Below are 12,205 nucleotides of genomic sequence, written 5' to 3' on the forward strand. Positions count from 1 at the left end.
TTCCCGCTCCGTTCGGTCCCACCAGTCCATAGAACGTGCCCGTCGGCACGGTGAGGTCGATGCCGTCGACGGCGTGGGTGCTCCCGAACCGCTTGGTGACCCCCCGGAGCACGAGCGCGTCGGCCGACCAGGAAACCGCGGCTGCGGCATCCCTTCTCCCTGCCGTGCCTCCGCTCGCGGCCCCAACGGGCGACGCGCTCGTGCTCCGGGGGGTCACCAAGCGGTTCGGGAGCACCCACGCCGTCGACGGCATCGACCTCACCGTGCCGACGGGCACGTTCTATGGACTGGTGGGACCGAACGGAGCGGGAAAGACCACGACGCTGTCGATGATCGCCGGCCTGCTCGAACCGGATCGCGGCACCATTCACATCGGGGGAGTGGATGCCGCCGCCAAGCCCCTCGCTGCCAAGAAGCTGATGGGCGTGCTGCCGGATCGACTGCGCACCTTCGATCGCCTCACCGGCCGCCAGCTGCTCTACTACTACGGCGTGCTGCGCAAGCTCCCGCCCGCCGTCGTCGAGAGCCGCACCGCTGATCTGGCGCGCGCGTTCGACCTCGAAGACGCCCTCGGTCGGAGTGTGTCCGACTACTCGGCCGGCATGCTGAAGAAGGTGATGCTGGCCGGAGCGCTGATCCACTCGCCGCGTCTGCTCGTCTTGGACGAGCCGTTCGAGGCGGTCGACCCGGTCTCGAGCTCGATCATCCTCGACATCCTCTCCGCCTACGTCGCGCACGGCGGCACGGTGATCCTCTCGAGCCACGGCATGGAGTTCGTCGAGCGCGTCTGCACCCGCGTGGCAGTCATCGTCGCCGGACAGGTGCTCGCCGAAGGCACGGTCGCCGAGGTCCGGGGCGAGCTGACGCTGGAGCAGCGCTTCGTCGAACTGGCCGGGGGCCTCAGCGACGTGGAGGGTCTCGAGTGGCTGCACACGTTCTCCGACTGAGGATCGCGCTGCTGCTCGGCACGCTCCGCGGAGACGCGGCGCACGTCGTCCGCGTCGTCGGCGCCCTGCTTCTTCTTCTCGTCGCGACGGGTGCGGCGTGCTGGAGTCTGCTGACGATGCGGGATGCCGCCACCGAGGAGGTGCTCGCCGTCACGGTTCTCGGTGGCTCGGCGGTCACTCTGGGCTTCGCGCTCGCGCCGCTCTTCGGGTCGGTGGACGACCCGCTGGACCCGCGGCGATTCGCGCTCTTCGGCCTGCCGCGCGGCGGGCTCGCGCTCGTGCTCGCGGTCGCCGGACTGATCAGCGTGCCGATCCTCGTGCTGCTGGCCGTCGCGGTGTGCGCCGCGATCGTCTGGGCCGACCACGGCGTTCCGGTCGGCGTCGGGATCGTCAGCGTCGTGCTGGGCGTCCTGACGTGCACGCTGCTGGCGCGCGTGTGCATGGCGCTGGCGTCGCTGTTCCTGAGAGAGCGACGCTCGCGCGAGCTGTCCGGCGTCTTCGTTCTCGTTGTGCTCGTGGTCGTGGTGCCGGTCGGCGTGTTCCTGGCATCGCTCGAATGGCAGGGCTCCGTGCCTGCGCAGCTGCTCGAGGCGGTGGATGCGCTGGCGGTGACGCCTCTCGGCGCTGCGTGGGCGCTCCCCGGCGTCGTCGCGGTCGGGGGCGAGGCCTGGCTGCCCGTCCTCGTGGCGGTGGGAACCATCATCGTGCTCGGTCTGCTGTGGGCCTGGGCGGTGCGCCGGCTGCTCACGACGACGGAACGGCCCACCACCGGCCGCGCGCGCGGCGGTCTCGGCTGGTTCGGGGTGGCTCCTGGCACCCCCGGAGGCGCGGTCGCGGCGCGCAGCCTCGTCTACTGGTTCGGTGATCGGCGCTACGTCGTCAACGGCCTCGTGATCCCTTTCGCGGCCGCCATCACGGTGGTGCCGCTGCTCGTCGCAGGCGTCCCGCCCGAGCTCGTCGCGCTCGTGCCCGTGCCGTTCGCCGCGCTGTTCCTCGGCTGGCTGCCGCACGACGATCTCGCCTACGACTCCACCGCGGTGTGGATGCACATCGCCAGCGGCATGCGCGGCGTCTCCGATCGCGTCGGACGCCTGGTGCCGGTGCTCCTCGTCGGTGTGCCGCTGCTGGCGGTCGCCATCCCGGTCGCGACGCTGCTGCATGGGCGTTGGGCGGTGCTGCCGGCGCTCACCGGGGTGTGCGCGGCGCTGTTCCTGTCGGGCCTGGGGCTGTCGAGCATCTCGTCGGTCGTCGCCCCGTACGCGGTGTCGCGCCCCGGCGAGAGCCCTTTCCAGCAGCCGCAGCGCACGACCGCCGTGGGCGCCCTGGCGCAGGGAGCGGTGATGCTGGGAGCGCTCGTCCTGTCGGCGCCGGTGCTGTGGTGCGGCTGGCTCGCGCTGCAGGGAGACACGGATGCCGCGGACATGGCGCTGTGGGGAGGGCTCGCCATCGGACTCGGCGTGCTCGCCGTCGGCATCACGATCGGTGCGATCGCCTTCGAGCGGCGCGGCGGGCGCCTGATGGAGTTCGCCGAGTCGACCTGACCTCGTCCGGACCGGCCCGACCGCGTCGAGCCCCGACTACACTGGCAGACCATGAGCACCCCGCTGGACAGCCCCGACCAGGGCGGAATCGCGACCCTCGATCGCGAGCTCGAAGAGCTCCTCAAAGAAGAGAACATCGAGCCGGGTGACCACGAGCGCTTCTCGCATTACGTGAAGAAGGACAAGATCCTCGAGTCAGCGATCACGGGAAAGCCGGTGCGCGCGCTGTGTGGCAAGAAGTGGACACCCGGCCGTGATCCGGAGAAGTTCCCGGTCTGCCCGACCTGCAAAGAGATCTACGAGTCCCTCGGCGCCTGAGGCGCGGTCGACCGTGCGCCCGTCCGGTCACTCCGCGTCCGCGTAGATCGTCGGGATGGCGGGGTCGGACCGGCTCAGGGCGAGAGCGCGCACCGGGAGCTCCTCCCGCACGCGGGCGTGATGAGCCCGCGCGGCCTCCACGCCGGCGGGGCCTTCGAATGCGGCATCCGGCTCCCCGTCGGTCACCAGCGGCACCTGCAGCGCACGCGCGCCGGGGTGCGACGCGCCGGTGTCCAGCGCCTCGAAGCCATCCGACACGACGACGAGCTCGCTCGTCGCGGTTCCCTCCTCGAGCGTGCGGAACGCGGCCTTGCGGCCGCCCTTGGATGCCTTGTCGGTGGACGCCTTCGCCACCCCCACCCACCCGCCTTGGGCGTCCTGCCGCGCGACGAGCTTGTAGACCATGCCCGCCGTCGGCGTGCCCGATCCGGTGACCACCGAGGTTCCGACACCGTACGAGTCGACGGGGGATGCCGCGAGCGCCGCGATGGCGTACTCGTCGAGGTCGCTCGTGACGGTGATCCGGGTGCCGGTCGCCCCCAGCGCGTCGAGCTGCGCGCGCACTTCGGCCGCCACGGTGGGCAGGTCGCCGGAATCTATCCGGACCCCGCCGAGCCCGGTGCCCGCGATCCGCACAGCGGTCTCCACGCCGCGGTGGATGTCGTAGGTGTCGACCAGGAGCGTGGTGTCCGTGCCCAGGGCATCGATCTGCGCGCGGAAGGCGTCCTCCTCGGTGTCGTGCAGGAGGGTCCACGAGTGCGCGGCGGTGCCCATCGTGGGGATGCCCCACAGCCGGCCCGCTTCGAGATTCGAGGTCGCGGCGAAACCGGCGATGTAGGCCGCGCGCGCGGCCGCCACGGCCGAACCCTCCGCCGCCCGCCGGGAGCCCATCTCGGCAAGCGGCCGGTCACCGGCGGCGACGCTCATGCGCGCGGCCGCCGTGGCGATGGCCGAGTCGTGGTTGAGCACGCTCAGCGCGAGCGTCTCGAGCACGACGGCCTCGGCGAAGCTGCCCTCGACCGTAAGGATGGGCGAGCCGGGGAAGTAGAGCTCGCCCTCGCGGTACCCGGTGATCGAGCCGGTGAAGCGGTAGCCCTCGAGGAAGTCGAGGGTCGAGGCATCCACCACCTTCTCGTCGCGCAGGAACCGCAGCTCTTCGTCGTCGAAGCGGAAATCGCGGATCAGCGAGAGCAGGCGGCCCGTGCCGGCCACGACGCCGAACCGTCGCCCCGCCGAGAGTCGCCGCCCGAACAGCTCGAAGACGCAGCGGCGGTCGGCGGTGCCGTCGCGCAGGGCCGCGTCGACCATCGTGAGCTCGTAGCGGTCGGTCAGCAGGGCGGTCGAGGCGCCCCCTCGCGAGGCGTGGCCGTGGGTCATGCGGGCCAGCCTAGTGAGCGGCTGGCGTAGGCTGGGGCATCGTGAACGACGCGCCGATCGGAATCTTCGACTCCGGAGTCGGCGGTCTCACCGTCGCGCGGGCCGTCTCGGCGCTGCTGCCCCAGGAGTCGATCCTCTACATCGGCGACACGGCGCGTTCGCCCTACGGGCCGAAGCCCATCGCGGACGTCCGCCGCTACGCGCTCGAGGTGCTCGACGACCTGGTGGACCAGGGCGTGAAGATGCTCGTCATCGCCTGCAACACCGCATCGGCCGCCATGCTCCGCGACGCGCGCGAGCGCTACGACGTGCCGGTCGTCGAGGTGATCAACCCGGCGGTGCGTACAGCGATGTCCACGACCCGCAACGGGCGCGTCGGAGTGATCGGCACCGCCGGCACGATCTCGTCAGGGGCGTACCAGGACATGCTCGGCGTCAACGCCCAGCTGACCGTGTTCGCGCAGGCCTGCCCTCGCTTCGTGGAGTTCGTCGAGGCCGGTGTCACGGGCTCGCCCGAGGTGCTCGCCGTCGCCGAGGAGTACCTGGCACCGCTGCGCCACGCCGGGGTCGACACGCTGGTGCTCGGCTGCACCCACTATCCGTTCCTGGAGGGTGCCATCAGCTACGTGATGGGACCGGAGGTGAGCCTCGTGTCGAGCGACACCGAGACCGCGAAGGACGTCTACCGCCAGCTGGTCTCCCGCGATCTGCTTGCGGGACCGGATGCCGAGCCCCAGCATGTCTACGAAGCCACCGGTGCGTCGGCCGACGACTTCCTTCGTCTCGCCCACCGCCTGATGGGCCGCGAGGTCAGCTCCGTGCGACTGGTGCAGACCGGCGCCATCGACCTGCCCACCCGCCTCAGCTGAGGCATCCGTGTCCCACAATCCCCCCACCATGTCCCGAAACCCACCGTTCCCGGCGTCGGGAAGCGATCGAATTCGGGACCTGCGCACCGTCAGAGGAGAGAAATGACCGACATCACCCGTGCCGACGGTCGCACCGTCGACCAGCTGCGTCCCGTCACGATCGAGCGGGGCTGGTCGAGTCAGGCCGAAGGCTCGGCGCTCATCTCGTTCGGCAACACCAAAGTGCTGTGCACGGCGTCGTTCACGAACGGCGTGCCGCGCTGGCTGAGCGGCAAGGGCAAGGGCTGGATCACGGCCGAGTACGCCATGCTGCCGCGCGCCACGAACGAGCGCAACGACCGCGAGAGCGTCAAGGGCAGGATCGGCGGGCGCACCCACGAGATCTCGCGGCTGATCGGACGGGCCCTGCGCGCCGTCGTCGACACGAAGGCGCTCGGCGAGAACACGATCGTCATCGACTGCGACGTGCTCCAGGCCGACGGCGGCACCCGCACGGCCGCGATCACGGGCGCGTACGTCGCTCTGGCCGACGCCATCGAGTGGGGCCGGCGCAAGAAGTTCATCGGACAGAAGGCGAACGTGCTCTTCGACTCGGTGGCGGCCGTGTCCGTCGGCATCATCGACGGCGAGCCGATGCTCGATCTCGCCTACGTCGAGGACGTGCGCGCCGAGACCGACATGAACATCGTCGTCACCGGCCGCGGCCTGTTCGTCGAGGTGCAGGGCACGGCGGAGGGCGCGCCGTTCGACAAGCGCGAACTGGATGCGCTCCTCGAACTCGGCGTGAACGGCTGCGCCGACCTGCGCACGCACCAGCTCGCCGCACTCGGCGAGGGAGCCGGCGAGGGCGCAGCGTGACGGCGCACCCGGACGACATGGCCGAGGCGATCGCCGCCGCAGAGGCCCAGACGGCGGTGGCAGGCTCGGACGTGAACGGGGCTGTGCGTCAGATCGTCCTCGCCACCCACAACCGTCACAAGGTCGAGGAGTTCCAGGCGATCGTGGCGGCCACGCGCCCGGACCTCGTCGTCGTCGCCTACAACGGCCCCGAGCCCATCGAGGACGGCGTCACCTTCGCCGAGAACGCGCTGATCAAGGCACGCGCCGCGGCGGAGCACACCGGTCTGCCGGCGCTCGCCGACGACTCGGGCATCTGCGTGGACGTGCTCGGCGGCGCCCCCGGCGTGTTCTCCGCCTACTGGGCAGGGCACGCGAAGGATGCCGCGGCCAACCTGAACCTGCTGCTCGACCAGCTCTCCGACATCCGAGACCCGCACCGGACGGCGCAGTTCGTCTCGACGATCGCGTTCGTCGTGCCCGGCGAGGCGTCGCGGGAGGGCGTGGTCGAGGGCGTTTGGCCCGGCCGCCTCGCCACCGCGGCGGCGGGTGAGGGCGGCTTCGGCTACGACCCGATCTTCATCCCGGACGGCCAGGAGGCCGACGCCGAGCGGACGGTCGGCGAGTGGACGGCGCTCGAGAAGAACGCCGCATCCCACCGCGCCCGCGCGTTCGACGCGCTCGCCCCGCTGCTCGCGGAGCTCTGAGCGGCGCGCGTGGGCTGCGACTGAGAATCACGATCATTCCCGACTAGCCGGAACGGCGGCCGGCGACAGCTGCCGGGCTTAGCCTGGGCGCATGCACGATCACGCGCCGACCGGGATCCGGGGAGCGGGCAACCGCCGCCTGCTCGCGATCTCGCTCGCGATCACCTCGACGGTGATGGTGGTGCAGGTGGTCGGTGCAGCGCTGTCGGGATCCCTGGCGCTCTTCGCGGACGCAGCCCATATGTTCACCGACGCGGCGGCCCTCGTGATCGCGCTCGTCGCCAGCACCGTGGCCGCGCGGCCGGCCAACGACCGCCGCACGTTCGGCTACCAGCGCGCCGAGGTGTTCGGCGCCCTCGTCAACGGCGTCATCCTTCTCGTGCTGTCGGCCTGGGTGGCGTACGAGGCGGTGGTGCGCCTGCTGAACCCGGGCGAGGGTGAGATCGCCGGCGGCCTCATGCTCGTGGTCGCCGTCGTCGGACTGGTGGCGAACGCCGTCGCGATGTGGTTGCTCAGTGCGGCGCAGCGGCACAGCATCAACGTGCGGGGCGCTTATCTCGAGGTGCTCGGCGACCTCATCGGCTCGGCCGCCGTGATCATCGCGGCGGTCGTCGTCCTCACCACCGGGTGGGATCAGGCCGACGCGATCGCGTCGCTGCTCATCGCGGCCATGATCGTTCCCCGCGCCATCCGGCTTCTCGGCGAGGTCGTGTCGGTGCTCGCCGAGTCGGCGCCGAAGGGGACGCACGTCACCGAGATCCGCGACCACATCCTCGCCACCCCGGGCGTCGTGGACGTGCATGACGTCCATGTCTGGCAGCTGACCCGCGGCGCACCGGTGTTCACGGCGCACGTGGTGGTCGACGACGCCGCACTCGGCGACGGCCGGGCCGCCGGCATCCTGAGTGGTCTGCAGAACTGCCTGTCGCAGCACTTCGACGTCGAGCACTCCACCTTCCAGCTGGAGCCCGCCGGTCACGTCGAGCACGACGCGCACGCCTGAGCGCAGCTGGGCGGTGCGCGCGGCGCGTCAGTCCTCCCGGCGCACCTCGTCCGGCCTCTTGTCGGGGCGCAGGCCGCGCCAGCGCGGGTGGCGCATGATGCCGGCAGGGGTGAACTCGCCGTACTCGACCTCGCCCACGAGCTCCGGCCGCACCCACAGCGCGTCACGCGCGTCCAGCGGCGGCACGCCGACGAGCGGATTGGCGTCGGTGCGCAGCGGCAGCAGCTTCTTCATGAGCGTGGCCAGGGTCGAGTCGCTGAAGCCCGTTCCGACGCGACCCGCGTAGCGGAGACCCGCTTCGTCGGGGATCCCGAGCAGCAAGGATCCGAAGGTGTTGCTGCGGCCGCCCTTGCCCGGGCGGATGCCGGCGATCACGACCTCCTGCGTGCGGGTGATCTTCACCTTCAGCCACGCCTCCGAGCGGCCTCCGCGCAGGTACCGCGAACTTGGATTCTTGACCACGATCCCCTCGAGCCTCAGCTGGACGCTCGTGTCGAGCGCGGCGTCCACGTCGTCGAACACCGGAGGGACTGCGATCGCGTCGACGGCTGCCGCGGCCACCGCTTCGAGGACGTCGCGCCGCTCTCGGAGCGGAAGGTCGGCGAGGTCGTCTCCGTCGTGAGACAGCACATCGAAGAGGTAGTAGTGCACCGGGGTCCGCCGGGCTTTGCGGGCGATGTCGCCCGCGCGCTCGAGGTTCATGCGGGTCTGCAGCAGCGGGAAGCTCGGCCGCCCGTCGGGTTCGAGCGCGACGAGCTCGCCATCGAGCACCGCGGGCTCGCCGCCGAGACCGGCGTCCACGGCCGTCAGCTCGGGGTAGCGATGGGTCACCTCGTTGCCGCTGCGTGCGAACAGACGCAGCCGATGGCCGTCCCACACGCCGACGGCGCGGATCCCGTCCCACTTCATCTCGACCCAAGCGGGCTCGCCCCATCGCTCCGACGCGGCGCGGGCGGCAGCGGGGGTGGCCGTCGTCGACAGCATGGGGCGCAGCTCCTCGCCCGCGGGGAGCGGCCGCGACGAACGTGCCGCGGAGTCGCCGTCGCCATGGTGAGGCGTCCTCCCGGCAGCAGGAGGATCCGCCGCGCGCCGCTCCGCCTGCGGCGTCTCTGCTGCCCCGGGTGCCCCGAGCCCCGGTTCCGCCGCGTGGGAGGCGCGTCGCTCGCGGCCGGCACGGGGCGACGGCCGCGCCTCATCGGCCTGCGGCGTGGCTTCGACGACGATGCCGTCCGGCTGCGGCCGGCCCTCGGCATCCGTCTTCATCCGGTGCAGGAGCCAGCTCGACTTCTCGCCCTCGCCCTCGGTGCGGATGAGCGCGAGGCGCACGCGTCCGAGGGGGCCGCCCGGGCGCCCCTCGAGGGTCGCGATGATCTCGTCGTCGCGCCACTTCTCGAGGTCGTACCGGCCGTCGTCCCAGATCGTCACCGTGCCGCCGCCGTACTCGCCCGCCGGGATCGTGCCCTCGAAGGTGCCGTACTCCATCGGATGGTCCTCGGTCATGACGGCGAGGTTGTTCCGCTTGTAGGAGTGCGGGACGCCCCGGGGGACCGCCCAGCTCACGAGCACCCCGTCGTGCTCGAGCCGGAAGTCCCAGTGCAGCCGGCTCGCGTGGTGCTCCTGGATCACGAAGCGGGGCCGCTCGCCCGACGGGGTGGCGCCGAGCGGGTTGGCCGGAACGGGCTCGGGGGTGCGCTGCGCACTGCGCTTGGAGATGTAGGCCGACAGCGGGCCGGACTCGGCCTCGCGTCCGCCGGCGTGGAAGCCGAGTGCCGCCATCGGATCGCCGATGGTCTCCATCCGCTCGAGCACCTCGGTGAACGTGAGGTGGCGCAGTTGCGGGTCGTCGAGCTCGTCCCACGTGCGGGGCGCGGCGACGGTGGGGTGTGCGCGACCGCGGAGCGAGTACGGGGCGATCGTCGTCTTCGACCCGTTGTTCTGGCTCCAGTCGATGAGCACCTTGCCGTGGCGCTCGCTCTTCTTCATGCTGCTGACCACGAGGTCGCGGTGGTCCGCCTCGATCGCCCGGGCGAGCTCGTTCGCGAGCGCGGACGCCTGCTCGGTCGACTGGCCGGGCGGCAGCGCGGTGTAGAGGTGGATACCCTTGCTGCCGCTGGTCACCGGGTACGGGTCCAGCCCCATGCCGAGAAGGATGTCGCGAGCCCAGCCCGCGACGACCGCGCACTCCTGCAGACCGACGCCGGGACCGGGATCGAGGTCGAGCACGAGGCGGTCGGCCGGCCCTCGACCGCCGTCCGGCGCGAAGCGCCACTGCGGCACGTGGAGCTCGAGGCTCGCCACCTGCGCCAGGTAGACGAGCGTCGGGATGTCGCCGACCAGCGGATACTCCTTGGTTCCGGTGGAGTGGGGGATCGGCATCCGTCTCACCCAGGAGGGCGCGCCGCGCTCGAGGTCCTTCGCGAAGAAGACCATTCCGGGATCGTCCTCGGTGCCCACCCCGTCGGGCCACCGCTTGCGCGTAACGGGACGCCCGATCACGTGGGGGATCAGCACCTCGCCGATGCGCGAGTAGTAGTCGATGACCTCGCCCTTGGTGGTGCCGGTCTCGGGGTAGAGCACCTTGCCGAGGTTGGTGATCCGCAGGCGTCGACCGCCGATGCGCACCAGCTGCTCGTCGCCCGCCATGCGGACAGAGTATCGGCGACGGGCACAAGGGGTGGCCCGGTGTCGGCGCACTGGTGTTCACTGGTGGGATGAGGGCGATCTGGAAGGGTGCACTGACGTTCGGGCTCGTCAACGTGCCGGTGAAGGTGTACTCGGCGACCGAGGACCATGACGTGTCGCTGCATCAGGTGCACAACAAGGACGGCGGCCGCATCCGGTACCAGCGGGTGTGCGAGATCGACGGCGAGGTCGTGCCGTTCTCCGATATCGACAAGGCGTACGACGACGGCGAGAAGACCGTCGTCCTCACCAAGGACGATCTCGCCGCGCTCCCGGCCGAGAAGAGCCGCGAGATCGACGTCGTCGAGTTCGTGCCGAGCGAGCAGATCGATCTGCTGACGCTCGATCGCGCCTATTACCTCGAGCCGGACTCCAGCTCTCCGAAGGCATACGTCCTGCTGCGCAGGACGCTGGAGCAGACCGACCGCACCGCGATCGTGCGCTTCTCGCTGCGGCAGAAGACGCGACTGGCCGCGCTGCGCGTGCGCGGCGACGTGCTCGTGCTGCAGACGCTGCTGTGGGCCGATGAGGTGCGAGAGGCGGCGTTTCCGGCGCTGGATGAGAGCGTGCGCATCTCGGCGAAGGAGCTCGAGCTGTCGGCATCCCTCGTCGAGAGCTTCTCGAGCGACTTCGACCCCGAGGAGTTCACCGACGAGTACCAGCAGGAGCTGCGCACCCTCATCGAGGCGAAGCTCGAGCAGGGCGACGCGCTCGATACCTCCGAGACGTTCGGCGATCAGGAGGAGGAAGAGGCCGGCGGCGAGGTCATCGACCTCATGGCGGCCCTGCGTGCGAGCGTCGAGAAGTCGCGTGCGGCTCGCGAAGGCGGCCCGAAGGGATCGTCAGGGAAGAAGGATGCCGCAGCCGACGACAAGCCCGCGGCCAAGGCATCCGCCAAGAAGCCCGCGGCGAAGTCGACGGCGAAGAAGCCCGCCGCCAAGAAGAAGGCCTCCTGACGGTCCGACCGGTCAGCCGCCGTCCGGTCAGGCGCGCGGTGCGCCACCCTCGTGGTGCTCGGGACCGCGGTCGAACACCTCGGGGTCGAGCACCAGCGCCTCGGCCTCGGAGTGGTCCGTGACCACGTCCTCACCCGCGGCGGCCGCCTTCTTGGCCTTGCTGCGCTCGCGGAAGTAGTGCCACAGGGTCACGAGCGCGGTGCCGCCGACGGCGGCCAGCAGGATCAGGTCGATGTAGTTCTCGACGAAGGTCGCGACCGGCGGGATGAAGCCGATGGCGTAGCCGAACATCGTGAGACCGAAGCCCCACAGCACCGCGCCGATGAGGTTGTAGAGCGTGTACTTCCACTTGTTCATGTGGCCGACGCCGGCCGCGACCGGTGCGAACGTGCGCACGATCGGCACGAAGCGGGCCAGGATGATGGTCAGCCCGCCGAACCGGTCGAAGAACGCGTTGGTGCGTTCGACGTTCTTGACGCTGAACAGCCCGGATTCCTTCTTCTCGAAGACCGCGGGGCCACCCTTGTGGCCGATGTAGTAGCCGACTTCCCCGCCCAGGAATGCGGCGAGGCCGATGAGCAGCGCCACCCACCAGACGCTGATGCCGAACACGCCGTTCGGCGCGTACGGCTGCGGGTGCGACAGCAGGCCGGAGATGACGAGCAGCGTGTCGCCGGGGAGCAGGAACCCGATGAGGAGACCCGTCTCGGCGAAGATGATGAAGCACACGGCGACGAGCGCCCAGGGGCCCGCCCATTCGATGATGGCGGCAGGATCCAGCCAGGGGATCAGCGCGGTGGGAACTGCGTGCACGATGGATTTCCCGTCGTCAGTCGGCGGAGGATGCGAGAACTCGCGTGCGGAAGGTGGGACTTGAACCCACACGCCCGAGGGCACAGGAACCTAAATCCTGCGTGTCTGCCGATTTCACCACTCCCGCGAGAGGCTCTCAGTCTACTGAGGGGAAT

Annotated in this window: 11 protein-coding genes and 1 tRNA gene; 8 read left to right on the forward strand and 4 right to left on the reverse strand. The window is 70.6% G+C overall.

The genetic code is table 11. The features are described from left to right. Positions 1-164: 164 nt before the first annotated feature. The 3 genes from ACI3KY_RS14470 to ACI3KY_RS14480 are packed head-to-tail and all read left to right on the forward strand — an operon-like array spanning position 165 to position 2,806. Positions 165-947: an ABC transporter ATP-binding protein gene (locus ACI3KY_RS14470; RefSeq protein WP_404930857.1), complete on the forward strand. Its 783-nt coding sequence runs from the start codon at positions 165-167 to the stop codon at positions 945-947. Next, positions 923-2,488: a hypothetical protein gene (locus tag ACI3KY_RS14475; RefSeq protein ID WP_404930858.1), complete on the forward strand. Its 1,566-nt coding sequence runs from the start codon at positions 923-925 to the stop codon at positions 2,486-2,488. The genes ACI3KY_RS14470 and ACI3KY_RS14475 overlap by 25 nt, the downstream gene beginning before the upstream one ends. Positions 2,489-2,539: 51 nt before the next feature. Then, positions 2,540-2,806, forward strand: a complete 267-nt coding sequence (locus ACI3KY_RS14480) for a DUF3039 domain-containing protein (protein WP_163617487.1) — start codon at positions 2,540-2,542, stop codon at positions 2,804-2,806. Between the two features lie 27 nt (positions 2,807-2,833). Here ACI3KY_RS14480 and ACI3KY_RS14485 read toward each other — a convergent pair whose 3' ends face one another. Then, positions 2,834-4,183 (reverse strand): nicotinate phosphoribosyltransferase, encoded by a 1,350-nt coding sequence (locus tag ACI3KY_RS14485; RefSeq protein ID WP_404930859.1) that lies wholly within the window; start codon positions 4,181-4,183, stop codon positions 2,834-2,836. A 41-nt stretch (positions 4,184-4,224) separates the two neighbouring features. Between ACI3KY_RS14485 and murI the strand changes: the two genes are divergently transcribed. The 4 genes from murI to ACI3KY_RS14505 all read left to right on the forward strand — a co-directional run bounded on the left by murI (position 4,225) and on the right by ACI3KY_RS14505 (position 7,599). Next, entirely contained in the window at positions 4,225-5,052 is an 828-nt protein-coding gene (gene murI / locus ACI3KY_RS14490) for a glutamate racemase (protein ID WP_404930860.1), read from the forward strand. A 102-nt stretch (positions 5,053-5,154) separates the two neighbouring features. Beyond that, a complete protein-coding gene (gene rph / locus ACI3KY_RS14495) occupies positions 5,155-5,910 on the forward strand; it encodes a ribonuclease PH (RefSeq protein ID WP_404930861.1) in 756 nt (251 codons plus the stop codon). Between the two features lie 83 nt (positions 5,911-5,993). After that, positions 5,994-6,596 (forward strand): RdgB/HAM1 family non-canonical purine NTP pyrophosphatase, encoded by a 603-nt coding sequence (gene rdgB, locus ACI3KY_RS14500; protein ID WP_404930891.1) that lies wholly within the window; start codon positions 5,994-5,996, stop codon positions 6,594-6,596. A gap of 91 nt (positions 6,597-6,687) precedes the next feature. Next, positions 6,688-7,599, forward strand: a complete 912-nt coding sequence (locus tag ACI3KY_RS14505) for a cation diffusion facilitator family transporter (RefSeq protein WP_404930862.1) — start codon at positions 6,688-6,690, stop codon at positions 7,597-7,599. A 27-nt stretch (positions 7,600-7,626) separates the two neighbouring features. Here the strand turns inward: ACI3KY_RS14505 and ACI3KY_RS14510 are convergent, their stop codons facing one another. Then, positions 7,627-10,242 (reverse strand): ATP-dependent DNA ligase, encoded by a 2,616-nt coding sequence (locus ACI3KY_RS14510; RefSeq protein ID WP_404930863.1) that lies wholly within the window; start codon positions 10,240-10,242, stop codon positions 7,627-7,629. A 68-nt stretch (positions 10,243-10,310) separates the two neighbouring features. On the opposite strand from ACI3KY_RS14510, the gene ACI3KY_RS14515 reads away from it, so the two are divergent. Next, complete coding sequence (locus tag ACI3KY_RS14515; RefSeq protein WP_404930864.1) at positions 10,311-11,237, forward strand: Ku protein; 927 nt, start codon at positions 10,311-10,313, stop codon at positions 11,235-11,237. Between the two features lie 27 nt (positions 11,238-11,264). Here the strand turns inward: ACI3KY_RS14515 and ACI3KY_RS14520 are convergent, their stop codons facing one another. Together ACI3KY_RS14520 and ACI3KY_RS14525 are read right to left on the reverse strand one after the other, a co-directional pair. Further along, complete coding sequence (locus tag ACI3KY_RS14520; RefSeq protein WP_404930865.1) at positions 11,265-12,050, reverse strand: DedA family protein; 786 nt, start codon at positions 12,048-12,050, stop codon at positions 11,265-11,267. A gap of 45 nt (positions 12,051-12,095) precedes the next feature. Beyond that, positions 12,096-12,177 (reverse strand) — tRNA-Leu (locus ACI3KY_RS14525). Between the last annotated feature and the right edge of the window lie 28 nt (positions 12,178-12,205).

The sequence above is a fragment of the Microbacterium sp. ZW T2_14 genome (assembly GCF_044987405.1).
Lineage (GTDB): Bacteria > Actinomycetota > Actinomycetes > Actinomycetales > Microbacteriaceae > Microbacterium.